Origin of the sequence: Bacillus sp. FSL L8-0199, from assembly GCF_038005705.1 — a bacterium.
Taxonomy (GTDB): domain Bacteria; phylum Bacillota; class Bacilli; order Bacillales; family Bacillaceae_G; genus Bacillus_A; species Bacillus_A cereus.
Genome location: NZ_JBBOTS010000001.1, coordinates 1,171,558 through 1,191,801 on the forward strand (window position 1 = coordinate 1,171,558; position 20,244 = coordinate 1,191,801).

A 20,244-nucleotide genomic window follows, 5' to 3' on the forward strand; every position below is an offset into this window, starting at 1 on the left:
GTTTTTTTAGTATTAATAGAAGAAAAAATAATAATTAGAATATATTTCCTCAAGTGGAATAAAGTTAAGCAAAAATGAACATAATGATTGGTACAAACAGTAGTGAAGTGAGGGGTAGTGAATGTTATATCTACATGATGTATGGGTAAATTGGTTTGAAGGTGAAGAAAATGGGTATAACGTTTGTCATTTTTACGAATGGCGGAAAGATGATACGATTGAGCTATTAGATCAAGTGCCATTATTAAAAGTAGATGCCACATTATATCATTACATCGAGAACGAATTGTTAGAGCTTCCGCAAAAAATGCTGGAAGACGTACATCATAAGGCTTATATTCGTAAAAATCATGAACGTTTGCAGCAAGAGTATTGCTTTGTTGTTACAGATGGAAAAGGAATTATTGCGATTGACACAATTGGTTACAATGTACCAATTCGCAAAAGCAGACTTATACCACGCCAAGAGCAGATGGTATATGAGATGGTAGAAAACGTACAAGCAGAAAAGTATGAGTTCCAAGTAGAAGAAACAGAAAAAGAACATCACATTTTATCACCATCGCCTTTCGTTATGAATGGCTTGACTCGTAAAGAAAGACAGCTAAAACAATTATTATTTATGGCGTTAGATCAATTACATACAACGAAAAATACAGCAGAAATTCGCTATTGGTTCACAGAGTGGGATCCATCAGCATATGGAATGGTTCAACATATGGAATTTGAAGATATTTGGGTTAAGCTGTATGATGAAGCGAAAACAGGCTGGTCTGATAAGCATGAACAATTATGCGAGCGTCTCGTAAAAGGACAGCCATTTTTTGAAAAGTTATGGGAAATGGAAAATGAGCAAAAGGTAAATTAAAAAACCGCCAATTGGCGGTTTTTTAATTTTGTAGAAATCCAGCTCCGGCAGTAAGCTCTTCGTGTCTAAGAACCTTTCGCATAAGAAGACAAAAAGCGTCTTCTATGCGAAAGAACCTTAGCCAGTCAGAGCTGAACGAGCTACCTCCGCTTTATATGTTACCTACGTTTTCTGCTTAGTCCCATTGCGTTTTCTACTTTGCGTAGTTGTTTGAATGCAACGCGGTTTGCTTTTTCTGCACCTTTGTCTAGAATTTCGTCTAGTTCTGGTGAGTTGATTAGTTCGTTATATTTGTCTTGGATTGGACGAATTGCTTCTACGACTACTTGCGCTAGGTCGCCTTTGAAGTCGCCGTATCCTTTTCCTTCGTACATTGCTTCAATTTCTTCAACTGTTTTTCCAGAGAATGAAGAGTAGATTGTTAATAAGTTAGAGATACCAGGTTTGTTTTCTTTATCAAATTTCACAATACCTTCAGAGTCAGTAACAGCACTCTTAATTTTCTTTTCAATTGTTTTTGGTTCATCAAGCATACTGATCATTGATTTTGGATTCGGATCAGATTTACTCATTTTCTTCGTAGGTTCTGTTAATGACATAACGCGAGCGCCTACTTTTGGAATACGAATTTCAGGAATTGTGAACACTTCACGGAAGCGTTTGTTGAAACGCTCTGCTAGGTCGCGTGTTAATTCCATATGTTGCTTTTGATCATCACCAACTGGTACGATTTCAGTGTTGTAAAGTAAAATATCAGCAGCCATTAATGGTGGATACGTAAGTAATCCAGCTGGAACTGAATCTCTACCCGAAGCTTTATCTTTATATTGCGTCATACGTTCTAATTCTCCAACGTAAGCAACAGATTGCATGATCCATCCTAATTGAGCGTGTGCTGGTACTTCTGATTGTACAAATAAAGTAGCTTTTTCAGGATCGATGCCGCATGCTACATAAAGTGCAGCAAGACTGCGGATGTTTTTACGAAGTTCAACGGGATCTTGAGGTACTGTAATCGCATGTTGGTTTACAATACAGAAATAACAGTCGTGTTCATTTTGAAGCTCTGTAAACTGCTTCATTGCGCCTAAATAGTTTCCAAGTGTAATCGTTCCACTTGGCTGAATACCAGAAAAGATAACTGACATAAGTAATTCCTCCTAAAATTGAATGCGTGATGGGGGGGGAAGAGAAGGCAAACAAAAAAGCCCATTCATCCCAAAAACTATAGGGACGAATGGACCGCGGTACCACCCTAATTATTTCACTACTGTGAAATCTCTCTAATCCATAATAACGTTAGGATATAACGCCAAAGCCTACTACTTTCGGTTCGGTTTGGTGCTCAAAAGCCCATTCCATACTGTACAATTACTTGTTCACACCAACCACAAGCTCTCTGAAATTGCCTCAATATGTACTCTTCTTTATCATTGCATACATATAAATTTATTTATTGTTACTTGAGCTCTTTTAATATGAAAGAACTAAAGTTTTATAACAAAATGTTTTGCTGATTATTATATCATATGGGATAGTGTTTGCAAACTACATCAAAATAGTAAAGCTAATGAGGGTCGAGAACAACCCAAGGAAGATACCTGTAATACAAATTGGATATGTCCATTTGAATGAATATGTTTTATAAATACGTTCTTTCTTATCTGTAGGTTCCTCGACTTCTTCAATTAAAGAGTCAATCTTTTTGTTCGTACCAAATACTCTTTGGAATGCGTAAATGGTTACATTGAAAAAACCATTTTGAAATATGTATAAAAAACCGCCGATAAGAATAAAAAACAGTGCAATATAAAACAAAATGTTGACAAAGTTCAACAAAAATTGAGATGAAATGAGGAATGCACCAATACTAGAAGCAATCATCGCTATAAAAATTAGTATACAAGTATGAAAAAAAACTTTATTCAAAATATTCCCCTCCGTCAAAATATTACTAGAATTATTATACTATAAAAGCTATAATAAGTACTAGGATTAATTTTTTGAAAATTATACGCAATTAAAGGTCTGATTTTAAGATGATGGTAGCAATGTTAATGTATCCCTTTACGAAAAATTAAAAATATAAATATTTTATTAAAAATTTTAACAAAAAAACAAAAAACTATATTCACAATTGTTATATTATATGTATAATGAAAATTGTAGAAACTTGGAGATTATTCTTTCAATTCTACTTTTTAACAAGTGAGGGTACAGGAAGTGCAATTAGGGGAGGCAACACAACATGAAGAAAAAGATACCGTTATTACTTGCATCGACTTTAACTGCAAGTATGTTGCTGGGTGCGTGTAGCTACCAAAAAGATGACGCAAAAGCAAAAGGGAAAGAAAACGCTACGAGTAGTAGTAACGGAAAGCAGATTCTTAATTTAACAGAGTTATCTGAAATTCCGTCAATGGATGCATCATTAGCATCTGATTCTTCATCTTCTACAGCATTAAATAATACGATGGAAGGTTTATATCGTATTGGCAAAGATCAAAAGAGAATGCCTGGAGTTGCAGAAGATGTCGAAAAGCTAGATGATGGGAAGAAATACATATTTAAATTAAGAAGAGATGCGAAATGGTCGAATGGGGAACCTGTAACAGCTAAAGACTTTGTGTATTCATGGAAAAGAGCAGTAAATCCAGATACAAAAGCAACGTATTCATACATTATGTTCGATATTAAAAATGCAGAGAAAATTCATAAAAAAGAATTATCTGCTGACCAATTAGGTGTAAAAGCGATTGATGATTATACACTAGAAGTAGAATTAGACAATCCCGTTCCTTACTTTATCGATTTAACAGTTTATCCAGTATTTTACCCACTAAATGAAAACTTTGTAAAAGCACAAGGTGATAAATTTGGTTTAGAGGCAAATACAACATTATATAACGGTCCATTCGTTATGAGTGATTGGAAACATGAGCAAAGTTTCCAATTCAAGAAGAATCCTTCATATTGGGATAATAAAACGGTTAAAATCGAAGAAATCAACTTTAATATTGTAAAAAATACAGCAACTGATGTAAATTTATATGAGACAAACGCGATTGATCGAGCGGCTTTAACGTCTGAATTTGTTGATAAGTTTAGAAAAAGCCCAGAGTTCCAAACAAGAAAAGAGGCAGGGGTTGCTTACTTAAGATTTAATCAAAGTAATCAGTACTTAAGTAATAAAAACTTAAGAAAAGCAATTTCAATGTCCTTTGACCGTGATAACATTGCAAAAGTTATTTTAAATAACGGCGCAATTGGAGCTTACGGATTTGTTGGAAAAGATTTCGCTGAAGGTCCAAATAAAAAAGATTTCCGAGCTGAAAATGGAAAGCTAGTTGAAACAAATCCAAAAGAAGCAAAAAAGCTTTGGGAAACAGCGAAGAAAGAGCTTGGAACTGATAAAATCGAACTAGAATTCTTAAACTTTGATAATGAAGATGCTAAAAAAGTTGGGGAATTCTTAAAAGGTGAGATGGAAAAGAACTTACCAGGTTTATCAATTAAAATTAAACAGCAACCATTCGCACAAAAAAATAAATTAGAAGATTCTCAGCAATATGATATTGCGTTTGGTATTTGGGGACCAGATTTCCCAGATCCAATCTCATATTTAGATATGTTTGTTACGAATGGTTCTCAAAATAAAACAGGGTATTCTAATCAGAAATATGATGAGTTAATCCTAAAAGCTAAAACAGATACAAAAGATTTACAAGCTCGCTGGGACAACCTTCTAGAAGTAGAGAAGATGTTAATTAAAGAGGATGCAGTTATCACTCCAATCTTCCAAAAAGGTTCAGCGTATGTAGTAAAAGGTGCCGTAAAAGATATTATCCCAATTAACTATGGTGGTAAATTAACTTACAAATGGGCATCTGTTGAACAAAAATAATCTTTTTTTTCCATCGTTTACAAGGGTATATGCCTATGATGGGCATATGCTCTTATTTTAAAAAAATAAAAGTAAGAATATTTTAAACTATCTTATTGCTTTTGAGAAAAACGGGGAGGTGCTTGACTATGGGACGTTATGTATTAAAACGTTTCGTGTACATGGCTTTGACATTATTTTTAATTACTACAATGACTTTCTTTTTGATGAAATTACTTCCGGGTTCTCCGCTTAAAAACCAGGAGAAGCTATCACCGGCACAAAAAGAAATCATTCTTGAAAAATACGGATTGAATGATCCGGTACCAGTTCAATATGCACGTTACTTAGGTAACTTAGCAAAAGGTGATTTAGGGGTATCATTCCAATATGATAACCGCCCAGTAACAGACATGATTGTGGATCGTATTGGACCATCAGCCCAATTAGGTTTACAAGCGATTATATTAGGAACATTTATCGGTTTAATTTTAGGTATTGTTGCCGCACTTCGTAATAATACGTGGGTAGATTATAGTGCAACAGTTATTTCGGTACTCGGAATGTCGGTACCATCATTCGTATTCGCCGCATTACTGCAATATTTCGTAGGGGTAAAACTTGGCTGGTTCCCAGTAGCATTCTGGAAAGGACCAGAGTTTACTGTAATGCCTACAATTGCATTATCGATGGGAGTTATCGCAACAATCGCACGTTTCTCTCGTGCAGAATTAATTGAAGTTATGCAAGCCGATTACATTTTAACAGCGAAAGCGAAAGGAATTAGCCAAGGCGTTATCATTGTCAAACATGCACTTCGTAACGCGTTAATTCCAGTTGTAACAATTTTAGGACCAATGGTTGCGGCATTAATTACAGGAACACTTGTTATCGAGCAAATTTATGCTGTACCAGGACTTGGGGAACAATTCGTTAAATCGATTACTTTAAATGACTATACAGTTATTATGGGAACTACGATTTTCTATAGTGCGATCTTCATTTTAGTTATTTTCATTGTCGATATTTTATACGGAATTATTGATCCTCGTATTCGTTTAGCGGGAGGGAAAAAATGATGAAAGATGTACAAAAATTATCTCCAGATTTATTTCAACAAGCCAATCAAAATAATGTTGATAATGAAGTCATTGCCCGTCCAAGCTTAACGTTTTGGCAAGATGTAAGAAGACGTTTATTCCAACATAAAGGTGCGATGCTTGGCCTTGTATTGTTAGTTATCATTGCGCTATTAGCGATTTTTGGACCGATGGTAAGTAAACACTCGTATAAAGAGCAAGATTTAGGTCGTGCGAAATTACCACCAAAAATTCCAGTTATTGAAAATGTTCATTGGTTACCATTTGACGGTACAGATCAATATGGTGTTGACCAATATGAAAAACGTGATATTAAAGAGTACTTCTGGTTTGGTACAGATGACCTTGGCCGTGACTTATGGACAAGAACATGGGAAGGTACACGCGTATCATTATATATCGCTCTTTTAGCGGCAGCAATTGACTTAGTAATTGGGGTTGCATACGGAGGTATTTCAGCATTCTACGGCGGTAGAGTAGATAACATTATGCAACGTATTATGGAGATTATTAACGGTATTCCATACTTAATCATCGTTATTTTAATGGTAATCATTATGGGATCTGGTATTTGGTCAATTACACTTGCGATGGCGATTACAGGTTGGATAGGGATGTCGCGTATTGTTCGTGGACAAATCTTAAAGTTAAAAAACCAAGAATATGTATTAGCATCTCGTACATTAGGTGCAACAAATACACAATTAATTGTGAAACATTTAATTCCAAACGTAATGGGACCTATTATCGTAATGACAATGTTTACAATTCCATCAGCGGTGTTTGGTGAAGCGTTCTTAAGTTTCATCGGTTTAGGAATTCAGCCACCATTTGCGTCACTAGGTTCTCTTGTAAATGATGGTTATAAATCTATTCAAACGTATCCGCATATGATGTTCATCCCTGCGGTTGTCATCAGTATATTAATTTTAGCGTTTAACTTAATGGCAGACGGATTACGCGACGCGTTAGATCCAAAAATGCGTAAGTAAAAGAGGGGAGAGGCAAAGATGAAAACATTGTTAGAGGTAAAAGATTTACAAGTCTCCTTTGATACACATGCAGGTGAAGTTCAAGCTGTACGCGGCGTTACTTTTGATTTGAAAAAAGGAGAAACATTGGCGATTGTAGGAGAATCTGGTTCAGGGAAATCAGTTACTTCTAAAGCGTTAATGGGATTAATTCCGAATCCTCCTGGACGCATTAAAAATGGTGAAATCGTATTTGAAGGTCGTGACTTAACAAAATTAACAGAAAAAGAAATGCAGCAAGTACGGGGTAAAGATATTGCGATGATTTTCCAAGATCCAATGACATCATTAAACCCAACGATGACAATTGGAAATCAAATTATGGAAGGTCTAATTAAACACCAAGGGATGAGTAAAGCAGATGCACGTAAAGTTGCTTTAGAGTTAATTGACCTTGTAGGTATTCCAAATCCAGAAGCTCGTTTAAAACAATATCCTCACCAATTCTCAGGTGGTATGAGACAGCGTGTAGTTATTGCGATGGCGTTAGCTTGTAACCCGAAATTATTAATTGCCGATGAGCCGACAACAGCGCTAGACGTTACGATTCAGGCGCAAATTTTAGAACTTATGAAAGACATTCAGCAAAAAACAGAAGCAGCAATCATTTTCATTACGCATGACTTAGGTGTAGTAGCAAACGTTGCGGACCGAGTGGCAGTTATGTACGCTGGTAAAGTTGTTGAAATTGGAACTGTAGATGAAATTTTCTACAATCCGAAACATCCGTATACTTGGGGTTTAATCGCATCTATGCCAAGTTTAGATGGTTCAGAAGAAGAATTATATGCAATCCCTGGAACGCCTCCAGATTTATTGAAGCCGCCAAAGGGAGATGCTTTTGCACCACGTAATCCGCAGGCACTGAAAATTGATTTTGAAATGGACCCACCTTTATTTAAAGTAAGTGATACGCACTATGCGGCAACTTGGTTACTTCACGAGCAAGCTCCAGAAGTAAAACCGCCGGCAGTCGTTGAAAAACGCATTCTTCAAATGAAAGCAGGTGAACAACATGACTAAACAACGTGAGAAATTAATTGAAGTAAAAAATGTAAAGCAGCACTTCGACGTGAGTGGTGGTGTTGTCAAAGCGGTTAATGATATTTCATTTGATATTTACCGCGGAGAAACATTTGGTCTTGTAGGAGAATCAGGTTGTGGTAAATCGACAACTGGAAGAACGATTATTCGTTTATATGATGCAACTGCTGGTGAAGTGTTATTCGATGGTGAAAATGTACATGGTAAAAAATCACGCGCAGAGCTGAAGAAATTCAACCGTAAAATGCAAATGATTTTCCAAGATCCATATGCATCATTAAACCCTCGTATGACAGTAGGGGATATTATTGCAGAAGGTATCGATATTCACGGACTAGCGAAAAGTAAAAAAGAGCGCATGGACCGTGTTCATGAACTATTAAACACAGTTGGTTTAAATAAAGAGCACGCAAACCGTTTCCCACACGAATTCTCAGGTGGACAACGTCAGCGTATCGGTATCGCTCGAGCGCTTGCTGTAGACCCAGAATTTATCATTGCCGATGAGCCGATCTCAGCACTTGACGTATCGATTCAGGCGCAAGTTGTAAACTTACTGAAAAAGCTACAAAAAGAAAAAGGTTTAACATACTTATTCATCGCCCATGATTTATCAATGGTAAAATACATTAGTGACCGTATTGGTGTAATGTACCGTGGCCAAATCGTTGAGTTAACAACAAGTGATGAATTATATGCGAATCCAATTCATCCATATACGAAATCACTATTATCAGCGATTCCACTTCCAGATCCGGATTATGAGCGCAATCGTAAACGTATCGTATATGATCCATCACAGCATAATTATGGTAGTGAAGCACCAACAATGCGTGAAATTCGCCCAGGACATTTCGTACTATGTTCTGAAGCGGAGTACAAGAAATATAAAGAGATTTATCAATAAGAAAAAGAGCCATTCTTCTGTTATGGAAGGATGGCTCTTTTCTACTATATAAAAGAATTGTATACATTTGTCGGTCAGTCGATATATTTAAAGAATCGCCGATATAAATCTCATGTATCATTAATGGTATCCATATGCAACATTACTGAACTTGAACAGAAACATTCTCCTCTTGTTCTTCAGGTTTAACAAGGGCATAACGCTCCCACGCTCTACTTTTCCAGCGGAAGAACATAATAATGGCACGTGTCCATTCGTCGATGGCGATTGCTAGCCAAATACCAACGAGACCCATATCTAAATGAAAGGCGAAAAAGTAACCTAGTGGTAAACTCATTAACACCATAGAGAATGCACCGATTAAAACAGGATATTTTGCATCACCAGCTGCACGAAGCGAATTAATGATGACGATGTTCATCGTACGTCCCGTTTCAAGTAGTACACTTAGTAAAAGAACACTTGCGCCTAACCCGATAATGTGCGGATTATCTGTAAATAGTCCCATTAATTGTGTACGGAATATAATAACGAGAGCGACCATACATAAAGTTACACCAATTGCCCATTTTACACTTTTCCACAAGCGTTCGTATGCTTCATCCTTTTCGCCACCACCAACGAGGCGGCCAATAATAATGGCTGTTCCCATACCAATCGCAATTGCAAATAAATAAGTGAACATGGAAATGTTAGTAGCGTATTGTCTAGCAGCTAATGATTCCGTTCCTAAGTACGTTGCGTAATAAAGGAAGACGATTTGACAAGCTTGATACATCACTTGTTCAAATGCAGATGGAATGCCAATTTTTAAAATTTTCCCAATGTATTCTTTGGATAAAGTGAAGTAATATTGTAATTTCACACGATATTCCATAACGTGGTATAGTAACCAGAAGAAAACAATAAGTGCGATCAATCGACTGATAGCGGAAGAAATTGCAGCCCCTTGTACACCGAGCTCAGGGAAACCAAATTTCCCGAAAATGAGTACGTAGTTTCCAGCGATATGAATCATATTCATTCCGAGTGAAATAAACATCGCTTGCTTTGTAAAACCGTGTACACGGATAATTGCGGCTAATGAGTTAATAATAGCTTGTAGGAAGATGGCTCCTCCGACGATAGATAAGTAGTTTTGCGCATACGTTAGTACATCGCCTTGTAAGTTCATTGCGAGCATCATATGTTTCGAAAATAAAAGAAAACCAGCGCTTATAACGAGCCCAACTATTAAATTTAATGTGACGGCTAATGCTGATATTTTAGATGCTTCCATAAAGCGTTTGGAACCGAGGTATTGAGATACAACGATAGCAGCGCCGTTCCCGATGACTTCTAATACCAAAATCGCAATATGAAGATATTGATTCGCTGCACCAACCCCAGATACAGCATCGTCTGATAATGCACTTAACATGAAAGTATCAGCGATCCCCATTAACATAAAAAGAAAAACTTCTAGAAAAATAGGCCATGTTAATAAGAATAAACTTAATTTCTCAGTAGGCCCGTTTTTTGCTTGAATTGCTGCCATGTCCGTCCCCTCTTTACCGATATCTATTTTTAGCAAAATGTATCGTAACATACTTTCTTAACCTTTGCACTCATTTTAGCCTACATATTTTTATTATGAAGAGAGTGCTATTTTATGATAAAAACAAAAGGATAATTATACATAAAGTATTATGAGATATAAAATTCATTTTCATCTGATAATTTAGAATAGTGTAAAAAATGTTATTTTTAACACTTTAGTAAGAATAATCAGCAATATGAAACGTTTACAAAGGTATATTTTTCAGCGGAAAATTTTAATGAAATAGAAATATAAATATACAAAAAATATATTTGTGTGTATAATATGAATTATTAGAACATATATACATTTCTTTCTGTTTGAAAATGAAAGGGCTAACATTTTTTTTGGAGGGTGGAAGTATGAAAAAAAAGATACCAGTTTTTGTAGCATCAACAGTAGCGATGAGCATGATGTTAGGGGCATGTAGCTATCAAAAAGATGAACCGCAAGCAAACGCTAAAGGGGATAGCGGAAAAAGCGGCGCGAAGCAAGTTATTAACTTAATTGAAACACAAGAAATTCCAACGATGGATCCAGCGTTATCAGCTGATGCAGTTTCTTCAAGAGTAATGACTAATACGATGGAAGGCTTATACAGTTTAGGAAAAGATGACAAGCTAGTTCCTGGTGTAGCGAAGGAATTCAAAAAATCAGAAGATGGTAAAAAATATACATTTAAATTACGTGAAGACGCAAAATGGTCAAATGGTGAGCCTGTGACGGCAAAAGATTTCGTATATGCATGGCAAAGAGCGATTAACCCAGATACAGCTGCGAAATCAGCGTACATTATGTATGATATAAAAAATGCAGAGAAAATTAATAAAAAAGAGATGAGTCCGGATCAATTAGGGGTAAAGGCGATTGATGATTATACATTAGAAGTGGAATTAGATAATTCAATTCCATACCTTGTAGATTTAATGGTATATCCAATCTTCTATCCTGCGAATGAAAAGTTTGTGAAAGAGCAAGGTACGAAGTTTGGTTTAGAAGCGAATACAACGCTTTATAACGGGCCATTTACACTAAGTGATTGGCAACATGAACGTAGCTTTAAAATGACAAAGAGCGCGTCATATTGGGACAATAAAGAAGTAAAGATTGAAGAAGTAAACTTTAATATTGTAAAAGATACATCTACGCCAATTAACTTATATGAAACAAATGCAATTGATCGAGCGTCGTTATTAGCGGAGTTTATTGATAAATATAAAGGAAAACCAGATTTCCAAACAGTAGAAGATACATCTGTATTCTTCCTTCGTTTAAATCAAAAAGATCCAGCTTTAGCAAATAAAAATATTCGTAAAGCAATTTCACTTGCTTTTGACCGTAAGCCATTCGTGGATACATTATTAAATAACGGTTCTAAGCCAGCGACAGGATTAATTCCTGATAACTTCATTAAAGGACCAGATAAAAAAGATTTCCGTGCTGTAAACGGGGATATTGTAAAACCAAACGTGAAAGAAGCGAAGAAATATTGGGAAGCTGGTAAAAAAGAACTTGGTAAAAATGAAATCGAATTAGAATTATTAAATGAAGATGTAGAGTTATCAAAGAAAACTGGTGAATATTTAAAAGGTGAATTAGAAAAGAATTTACCAGGTTTAACAGTGAAAATTAAACAACAACCATTCGCACAAAAACTAAAATTAGAAGATGCGGGCGATTATGTCATGTCATTCTCTGGATGGAGTGCGGACTTCCCAGATCCAATTACATATCTTGATATGTTTGTAACAGATGGGTCACAAAATAAGATGAAGTACTCTAATCCAAAATACGATGAAATCATTATGAAGGCGAAAAAAGATGGAAGCGATGTAAATGCTCGTTGGAAGAACTTATTAGAAGCAGAAAAAATGTTACTTGATGATGCTGCGATCGTTCCAGTATATCAACGTGGTAGAGCATATTTACAAAGAGATTCAATTAAAAATATGTATAACCATAAATATGGCGGCGATTTAAGCTTTAAATGGGCTTCAGTAGAGAAATAAGAAAAAAAGCAGGTGATCACCTGCTTTTTTTAATACGTTCGTTTCTTATAAATGCCTTTTCCGCCAACTTGGTTCCAGCCAGATTGTACATCCAAACTTTTGTTAACAAACTTCATTTTTTCTTTTCCACCAAAGAGCTTTTCGCCGATGCTATTTGTAATGACACCAATCAATGCTGTTATTCCGATGATGAGGGCAGCAACCGTAATAAAATCAATAAAAAAAGCAATCATTTGAAAACTCCCCCTTTGCCTGTCTGTATGTTTATTGTATGAGATAAAAAATGAAAAAGAAAGAAATGTCAGAAAAATATTTAATTTACTTTAGAAATCATGTAGACAGGAGGGAGGATATTTGTTAAAATAAGAACAAATGTTCCTTTTTATTCTCATTTGTATAGTCTTACATTTCTTAATTGATTTATCAAGAAAAAGTAAGAAAACGTTCTCTTTTTCATAGGGAAGATTATAGATAAATAACTATATATTATATGAAAAATCTATGGGAAGTGAGTAGTAAAAGGGTTGAAAGTTATTGTTAAAGTACAGCTGAAATGAGCGTAATCATGTTACATAGCAGTGAAATACACGGGAGAGTTTTCTCAACTAGCAGGAAATTTACTGTATATTTCTTGCAAAATCTATTGTATAATGATTATAGAAGTTACTTATTAAAAGTAATTGTTGTTTATTATAAGTTGTTGCTTACATGAAATGTGATTTTTGTACTTTTCAATAAGACAAGTTATCACGAAAAATTGCTGAAGTTAGAAATTAAAACTGTATTTAGTACAGAATTTGTACTCTTTAAGGAGAGTGAGCTTTGTATGGTAACATTATATAGTTCTCCAAGCTGTACGTCTTGTAGAAAGGCGAAATTATGGCTAGAGGAAAATCATATTCCCTATACAGAACGTAATATTTTCTCAGATCCATTAACGATTGAGGAAATTAAAGAGATTTTACGTATGACAGAAAGCGGAACGGATGAGATTATTTCTACTCGTTCGAAAGTTTTCCAAGAATTGAATGTAAACTTAGAGTCTTTACCACTTCAAGATTTATATAAGATGATTCGTGACTATCCAGGGATTTTACGTCGTCCAATTATGATTGACGAGAAACGCCTTCAAGTTGGTTACAACGAAGACGAAATTCGTCGTTTCTTACCACGTACAGTAAGAACGTTCCAATTACGTGAAGCACAACGTCTTGTAAATTAATTATAATAATATGAAAACCTTCTACCTATTATATAGTAGAAGGTTTTTTTTAATGTTTCACATTGCGTAATCGAACTTGTTGTACAATAAAGCCGATGCATAAAATAGTGAAAATGAACAAATAAGGAATGCTTGCAGTGAAACTTGGATTGTTATGAAAAAAGGTTGCAAGTCTGTCTTCATGTGTAACCATTTTTCCTGCAGTATAGGCAAGAATTGCTGCACCGCAATAAATGAGGAATGGAAATCGCTCCATAAGTATTAAAATAAGTTTGCTGCCCCAAATAATAATCGGGATAGAAATGAGTAAGCCGATTATGACGAGTAAAAATCTCCCGTGAGCTGCACCTGCAATGGCAATAACATTATCAAACCCCATAACGAGATCCGCGAAAACAATTGTCCGCACAGCTTGAAATAAAGTTGTTTTTCCTTGAATAGAAGAAAGATCGTTGCTATTATCGGTTAATAAATTGACTGCAATTAATGTAAGTAAAACCCCGCCAATCAATTGTAGAAATGGAATGTCGAGTAAATAGACAGCTAGTATAGTAAGGACAATTCTTAGTACAATCGCTAAAAGAGTACCGATCAAAATAGCCTTATTTCGTTTCGATTCAGGTAAATTTCGGCTAGCTAGTGCGATGACGATTGCATTGTCACCACCTAATACAACATCGATACCGACAATCATTAGTACGGATGTTAAAAACTCTAAGTCCATTCGTCTGCCTCCATTTATGATGTTTTAATAAGCGAACTATATGTATGTGATGAAGAAAGTTGTTGTTAAATAATCTCTTCTAATAGAAGTTTCACTTTATTACAGTGTACGGGGGAATGTGGAAATGTATGTCCAAATTTTTTGTAAGTAAGAAATCGCTATAATAATATATTTACGTAGTTGATCGAGTAAAGATAGGCATATAACTATTTTTGTAAAATAAATCGATTTTATTTCCATTCTGGAGAATCTTATCATAAAATGAGAGTACAAGAATCTATTGATTTGTCATATGAGTGGGGAATCCCTTCATAACAATTCTAAGCAGGAAGGGAGAGTTGTATTTTGGATATTGAAAGAATTAATGATCATACGATGAAATTTTTTATTACGTACATTGATATAGAGGATAGAGGATTTAATCGTGAAGAGATTTGGTATGATCGCGAACGAAGTGAAGAGCTCTTTTGGGAGATGATGGACGAAGCTCGTGATCATGACGATTTCTTTATTGATGGACCGTTATGGATTCAAGTGCAAGCAGTCGATAAAGGGATTGAAGTACTTGTCACGAAAGCAGAGCTTTCAAAAGACGGGCAAAAGCTGGAACTACCGATAGGGGTAGACAAAATTATAGATATTCCTCTAGATGAAGGCATCGAATCATTATTCCAACAAGAATTAGTCGAAGAGGTAGAAGAACAAACAGGAACAAACTTTAATGAAGATGGTACGTTTGGCTTTTTAATTAAGTTTAATGATTTTGAAGATGTCATTTCATTAAGTCATCGTCTTATCTTTGAAGATATAAAAGATGAGCTGTATTCATTTGAGAACCGCTATTATGTATATGTGGAATTCGATGAAGTGCTACATGATGAAGAAGAAATCGATCGTATTTTAAGTATTATTTTAGAATATGGGGAAGAATCAACTTTAACAATTCATCGTGTAAGTGAGTATGGAAAACAAATTGTGAAAGAGCATGCTCTTGAAACGATTCGCAATAATTTTCCTGCTAAAACGTAGGCCGATTTCTGTAGTATGAAATCGGCTTTTTACATGAAGAATAGGAAAGCTTTCTTAGTTAGGAGGTAAGAGATGAAAAATACGTTAAAGCTGATTTTCTTTATACTGCTATTGTTCGCATTATTTGTTTCGTTACGTATGTTTATTGATGTAGCATTTTATTCAGATGTGATTGGGATAAAAGATGTTTCGATTTTAGGTATTATCAGTATTTTATTTACAGTATCTGCGTTTTTAATTGGTTGCGTTATTTTCTTAGAAAATCGACATCCATCTAAAACACTTACATGGTTAATTGTTTTAGGAATTTTTCCGGTATTTGGCTTCTTTGCTTATTTATTATTTGGACAAAATTTTCGGAGAAAAAGAATGTTCCAAAAGAAGGCGTTACTTGATGAACAGGCGTTTTTACAATATAAAGGGCATGAAGATTACGAAGAACGAATTTTACGCAATCATAAGCATCAAGAACTGTTATTTCGTTTAGCGGATCGATTAGGTGCTTTAAATATTTCATTTCAAACTGAAACGAGGACATTAACAAATGGAGATGAAACGTTTCGGGCTATTTTAAATGGGTTAAAACGAGCGAAACATCACATTCATATGGAATATTACATTGTGCGTGATGATAAGTTAGGAACAGAAATTAAAGATATTTTAATACAAAAATCGAAAGAAGGCGTTGTTGTTCGCTTTTTATATGATGCGGTTGGAAGTTTTAAGTTATCGAAATCGTATATTGAAGAATTAAACGATGCAGGTGTAGAAATGATTCCATTCTTTCCTGTGCGCTTTCCGATTTTAAACGATAAAATTAATTATCGAAATCATAGGAAAATTGTTGTGATTGATGGGAACGAAGGGTTTGTAGGCGGTTTAAATATCGGTGATGAGTATTTAGGGAAAAATAAATATTTTGGCTTTTGGCGAGACACACATTTATATTTGCGTGGTGAAGCTGTACAAAGTTTACAGCTTATTTTCCTTCAAGATTGGTTTTATATGACTGGGGAGGCTGTGCTAGCCCCTGAATATTTACAAGCAAAAGCAGTTGAGGGTGATCATTGGGGAGGAGTGCAGCTAGTTGCAGGTGGCCCCGATAATAAGTGGGAAACGATTAAGCATTTATATTTTGCAATGATCGCTTCTGCTCGAAAATCTATTTGGATTGCAACGCCGTATTTTATTCCGGATGATGATATTTTATCCGCATTAAAGGTTGCTGCACTTGCTGGTATTGATGTTCGTTTATTAATGCCGAGTAAACCGGATAAGCGGACTGTCTTTTATGCATCGAGATCGTACTTCCCAGAACTTTTAGACGCAGGAGTAAAGATATATGAATATGAAAAAGGTTTTCTTCATAGTAAAGTTGTCATCGTCGATTCTGATTTAGCTTCAATTGGGACAGCTAATATGGATATGAGAAGTTTTCATTTGAATTTTGAAGTAAATGCCTTTTTATATGATACAGAGAGCATTAGAAGACTTGTTCAAGACTTTAAAGATGATTTAGAAGAATCAAGTGAAATTCATGTTGATCATTTTCATAAAAGACGTCTTCATAGACGAATTGTTGAATCAACGTACCGCTTATTATCACCTTTATTATAAAAAGAGATGTCCGAAATTGGGACATCTCTTTTTTTAAAAGGAATTTGTAACAAATTGTAGAATATAAGGAGCTGAAAGGGTGTGATTACGATATTTATCGCTAAAAGAGAAAACGGAGAAAAAATTCATTTACTCTATAATTGTAATGAAGAGCTTTTGCGCCGTATGCGTCAACAAGAACGATTCTTTTGTGTAGCTTGTGGAAAGGAAGTGCAAATGAAATTAGGGAAACAAAAAAGTTGGCATTTTGCTCATAAAAAAGTGAATGCATGTCTTGCCTTTTATGAAGCGGAATCAACGTATCATATGCATGGTAAAGAATTGTTATATAGATGGTTTAAGCGTCAAAACTTTCAGGTGGATATAGAGTACTACCTTCCAGAAATTAAGCAACGACCAGATGTTTTTGTAGAGAGGGCGGGCAGAAAAATTGCAATTGAATACCAATGTGCAAACCTCGCTATAGAGCAGCTGTACAAAAGAACATATTCGTATTGGCAAGCTGGTATACAGGTCATTTGGATCGTTGGTGGAAATCAATTAAAAAGGCAATCTGCATATTGGATGAAATTTTCCTCACTTATGGCTTTCTCCTTACAATCTTATCCTCAGCCACTTCTTATTTTCTTCTGTCCGAAACAAAAATCATTTATGAAATGTGCATTTGTCACTCCCTTTTCTACAAATGTCTTTTTCTCACATACTATATATTTACCAACTGATACGACTACTTTTGAAATTCTTTTTTCTCCCGTGCCTTTCGGGAAAGAAAGATTGGGTGAAGAGTGGAAGAAGAGAAAGAACTACTTCCGCAAAAATGCCCTGCCGATTTGGAATTATAATTATAAGTCATTATTACGCCTCTTATATCAATTTAAATGTACCCCAGCAAGCTTTCCTTCTGAAATTGGTGTTCCACTCCCTTCTGCATTTGCTTTACAAACAAACCCATTTATATGGCAAGCTTTCCTATATATGAAGTGTGTAGGGGAGCTTGCAGTAGGAGAGTGTATTTCTCTTCAATACGTGTGTAGTTATGTAAAAAGGTATACGAAAAGGCGGATACTTCCGTACTTTTCAAAGCACATATGGAAAGTGGCAGTTACTGAATACATGACATTTTTATGCTATATAGGTGTTTTGCGTAAAGTGGGAACTTATACATACCGGAAAATAAGGGATATCGTGATGTTAAAAACAGAGGAGGAAATTATGAAACATGATGAGATTTGCTTAATACATGCGCTATCTTTATTTGAGGTGAATTTTAACATGAGAGGAGGAAAAGGGGATATAATAAAGAATGATTGTGAAGGAATTACATAAGAAAAAAACGAATTGTACTTAAGTAGAGATATTTAAAGGAGGGCTTAAAGAATGTCTGAACAAAACAAAGCGAAAGCATTACCAGATCGCAACGAGATTGAAGAAGCAAGTACGTGGCGATTAGAAGATATTTTCCAAACGGATGCAGAATGGGAAAAAGAATTCCAAGCTATTAAAGAGCTATTGCCGAAGTTAGCTGAATTTAAAGGGAAACTTGGTGACTCTGCGGACAATTTACTTGAGGCATTGCAATATGAAGATGAAATTTCAATGCGATTAGGTAAGTTATATACATATGCTCATATGCGTTACGATCAAGATACAACAAACTCTGTATATCAAGCATTAAATGATCGCGCAACAAATTTATATTCACAAGTATCTAGTAGTACAGCATATATTGTGCCTGAAATTTTATCGATTTCAGAAGATACACTGCAAACATTCTTGAAGGAAAATAGAGATTTAAGTGTATATGAACATGCATTAGAAGAAATTACACGTCAACGCCCGCACGTATTATCAGAAGCTGAGGAAGCTTTATTAGCGGAAGCATCTGAAGTAATGAGTTCATCAAGCAATACATTCGGTATGTTGAATAACGCGGATTTAAAATTCCCATCTATTAAAGGGGAAGACGGAGAAGAAATAGAAATTACACATGGCCGTTACATTCAGTTTTTAGAAAGTGATGATCCTCGTGTTCGCAAAGATGCATTTAAAGCTGTATATGAAACGTACGGAAAATTTAAAAACACATTCGCGAGTACGTTAAGCGGAGCAGTAAAACGTAATAATTTCAATGCGCGTGTTCGTAAATATGATTCTGCTCGCCAAGCTGCACTGAGCAATAATAATATTCCGGAAGCAGTATACGATCAACTCGTTGAAACAGTAAATGACAACTTACATTTATTACACCGTTACATCGATATTCGTAAGCGTGCACTAGGACTTGATGAGCTTCATATGTATGATTTATATACACCACTTGTACCAGAAGTGAAAATGAATGTGAAATACGAAGAAGCGCAAGACCTTTTATTAAAATCTTTAAACGTACTTGGTGATGAATATGTTGATATTTTGAAAGAGGCATATGAAAATCGCTGGGTAGATGTGTATGAGAATAAAGGAAAACGAAGCGGTGCATATTCATCTGGTGCATATGGAACAAATCCGTATATTTTAATGAACTGGCATGATAATGTAAATAATTTATTTACACTTGCTCATGAGTTTGGTCATTCGGTGCATAGTTACTATACAAGAAAAACACAACCGCACGTATATGGTGATTATTCCATCTTCGTAGCAGAAGTGGCATCTACTTGTAATGAAGCGCTTCTAAATGATTATTTATTAAAAACGACAGAAGATAAGAAAGAGCGTCTATATTTATTAAATCATTATTTAGAAGGGTTCCGTGGTACTGTATTCCGTCAAACGATGTTTGCAGAGTTTGAACATATTATTCATAAGAAAGTACAAGAAGGACATGCTGTTACGCCAGACATGCTAACGGAAATTTACTACGATTTAAATAAGAAATATTTTGGTGACGCTTTAGTAATCGACGAAGAGATTGGTTTAGAATGGTCTCGTATTCCACACTTCTACTACAACTATTACGTATATCAATACGCAACAGGATTTAGTGCAGCGACAGCTCTATCTAAACAGATTTTAGAAGAAGGACAACCAGCAGTAGAACGTTATATTAACGAGTTCTTAAAAGCAGGAAGCTCTGATTATCCAATTGAAGTGCTGAAAAAAGCAGGAGTAGATATGGCATCTCCTGAACCAGTAAAAGAGGCGCTACAAGTATTTGAAGAGAAATTAAATGAATTAGAAGCATTATTATTTGAAGAAAAGTAATGAAAAAAGACGAGGGATTGTATCCTC

17 protein-coding genes and 1 other annotated feature are annotated in these 20,244 nt (G+C 35.3%); of the genes, 12 read left to right on the forward strand and 5 right to left on the reverse strand.

Annotated elements, in window-relative coordinates:
- Positions 1-121 precede the first annotated feature (121 nt).
- Positions 122-868, forward strand: a complete 747-nt coding sequence (locus NST86_RS06115; RefSeq protein ID WP_044795518.1) for a YjbA family protein — start codon at positions 122-124, stop codon at positions 866-868.
- A gap of 158 nt (positions 869-1,026) precedes the next feature.
- On the opposite strand, the gene trpS is transcribed toward NST86_RS06115, so the two are convergent.
- Positions 1,027-2,016 carry a tryptophan--tRNA ligase gene (trpS, locus tag NST86_RS06120; RefSeq protein WP_044795514.1) on the reverse strand — a complete coding sequence of 330 codons (990 nt, stop codon included), beginning with the start codon at positions 2,014-2,016 and terminating at the stop codon, positions 1,027-1,029.
- Between the two features lie 78 nt (positions 2,017-2,094).
- Positions 2,095-2,311, reverse strand: a binding site (T-box leader).
- A 105-nt stretch (positions 2,312-2,416) separates the two neighbouring features.
- Positions 2,417-2,797, reverse strand: a complete 381-nt coding sequence (locus tag NST86_RS06125) for a DUF3899 domain-containing protein (protein WP_001044997.1) — start codon at positions 2,795-2,797, stop codon at positions 2,417-2,419.
- 319 nt (positions 2,798-3,116) lie between these two features.
- On the opposite strand from NST86_RS06125, the gene NST86_RS06130 reads away from it, so the two are divergent.
- The 5 genes from NST86_RS06130 to NST86_RS06150 all read left to right on the forward strand — a co-directional run bounded on the left by NST86_RS06130 (position 3,117) and on the right by NST86_RS06150 (position 8,833).
- Positions 3,117-4,772 (forward strand): peptide ABC transporter substrate-binding protein, encoded by a 1,656-nt coding sequence (locus NST86_RS06130; protein WP_086392107.1) that lies wholly within the window; start codon positions 3,117-3,119, stop codon positions 4,770-4,772.
- Between the two features lie 128 nt (positions 4,773-4,900).
- Positions 4,901-5,830 carry an oligopeptide ABC transporter permease gene (gene opp3b, locus NST86_RS06135; protein WP_000534172.1) on the forward strand — a complete coding sequence of 310 codons (930 nt, stop codon included), beginning with the start codon at positions 4,901-4,903 and terminating at the stop codon, positions 5,828-5,830.
- Positions 5,827-6,843 (forward strand): oligopeptide ABC transporter permease, encoded by a 1,017-nt coding sequence (opp3C, locus tag NST86_RS06140; protein WP_000974106.1) that lies wholly within the window; start codon positions 5,827-5,829, stop codon positions 6,841-6,843. Before opp3b ends, opp3C begins: the two co-directional genes overlap by 4 nt.
- A gap of 18 nt (positions 6,844-6,861) precedes the next feature.
- Positions 6,862-7,905, forward strand: a complete 1,044-nt coding sequence (locus tag NST86_RS06145; protein ID WP_000854346.1) for an ABC transporter ATP-binding protein — start codon at positions 6,862-6,864, stop codon at positions 7,903-7,905.
- A complete protein-coding gene (locus tag NST86_RS06150) occupies positions 7,898-8,833 on the forward strand; it encodes an ABC transporter ATP-binding protein (RefSeq protein WP_000166348.1) in 936 nt (311 codons plus the stop codon). The genes NST86_RS06145 and NST86_RS06150 overlap by 8 nt, the downstream gene beginning before the upstream one ends.
- 142 nt (positions 8,834-8,975) lie before the next feature.
- On the opposite strand, the gene NST86_RS06155 is transcribed toward NST86_RS06150, so the two are convergent.
- Positions 8,976-10,421: an MATE family efflux transporter gene (locus NST86_RS06155; protein WP_140159084.1), complete on the reverse strand. Its 1,446-nt coding sequence runs from the start codon at positions 10,419-10,421 to the stop codon at positions 8,976-8,978.
- Positions 10,422-10,774: 353 nt separating this feature from the next.
- Here NST86_RS06155 and NST86_RS06160 point away from each other — a divergent pair, with 353 nt between their 5' ends.
- The gene (locus NST86_RS06160) at positions 10,775-12,421 is read left to right on the forward strand and encodes a peptide ABC transporter substrate-binding protein (protein ID WP_086423834.1); all 1,647 of its coding nucleotides are present in this window, start codon (positions 10,775-10,777) and stop codon (positions 12,419-12,421) included.
- Between the two features lie 29 nt (positions 12,422-12,450).
- Here NST86_RS06160 and NST86_RS06165 read toward each other — a convergent pair whose 3' ends face one another.
- Complete coding sequence (locus NST86_RS06165) at positions 12,451-12,654, reverse strand: hypothetical protein (RefSeq protein WP_000559971.1); 204 nt, start codon at positions 12,652-12,654, stop codon at positions 12,451-12,453.
- Between the two features lie 593 nt (positions 12,655-13,247).
- Between NST86_RS06165 and spx the strand changes: the two genes are divergently transcribed.
- Positions 13,248-13,643, forward strand: coding sequence for a transcriptional regulator Spx (gene spx, locus NST86_RS06170; protein WP_000258267.1), 396 nt, complete (start codon positions 13,248-13,250; stop codon positions 13,641-13,643).
- Between the two features lie 49 nt (positions 13,644-13,692).
- Here the strand turns inward: spx and NST86_RS06175 are convergent, their stop codons facing one another.
- Positions 13,693-14,367: a TerC family protein gene (locus NST86_RS06175; RefSeq protein WP_000362615.1), complete on the reverse strand. Its 675-nt coding sequence runs from the start codon at positions 14,365-14,367 to the stop codon at positions 13,693-13,695.
- Positions 14,368-14,712: 345 nt separating this feature from the next.
- Here NST86_RS06175 and mecA point away from each other — a divergent pair, with 345 nt between their 5' ends.
- The 4 genes from mecA to pepF all read left to right on the forward strand — a co-directional run bounded on the left by mecA (position 14,713) and on the right by pepF (position 20,217).
- A complete protein-coding gene (gene mecA / locus NST86_RS06180; RefSeq protein WP_000350716.1) occupies positions 14,713-15,396 on the forward strand; it encodes an adaptor protein MecA in 684 nt (227 codons plus the stop codon).
- 72 nt (positions 15,397-15,468) lie between these two features.
- Complete coding sequence (locus tag NST86_RS06185) at positions 15,469-17,013, forward strand: cardiolipin synthase (RefSeq protein ID WP_000799195.1); 1,545 nt, start codon at positions 15,469-15,471, stop codon at positions 17,011-17,013.
- 81 nt (positions 17,014-17,094) lie between these two features.
- On the forward strand, positions 17,095-18,339 hold the full coding sequence (locus NST86_RS06190) for a competence protein CoiA (RefSeq protein ID WP_086423835.1): 1,245 nt from the start codon (positions 17,095-17,097) through the stop codon (positions 18,337-18,339).
- 51 nt (positions 18,340-18,390) lie between these two features.
- Positions 18,391-20,217, forward strand: coding sequence for an oligoendopeptidase F (gene pepF, locus NST86_RS06195; protein WP_086423836.1), 1,827 nt, complete (start codon positions 18,391-18,393; stop codon positions 20,215-20,217).
- Positions 20,218-20,244: the final 27 nt, after the last annotated feature.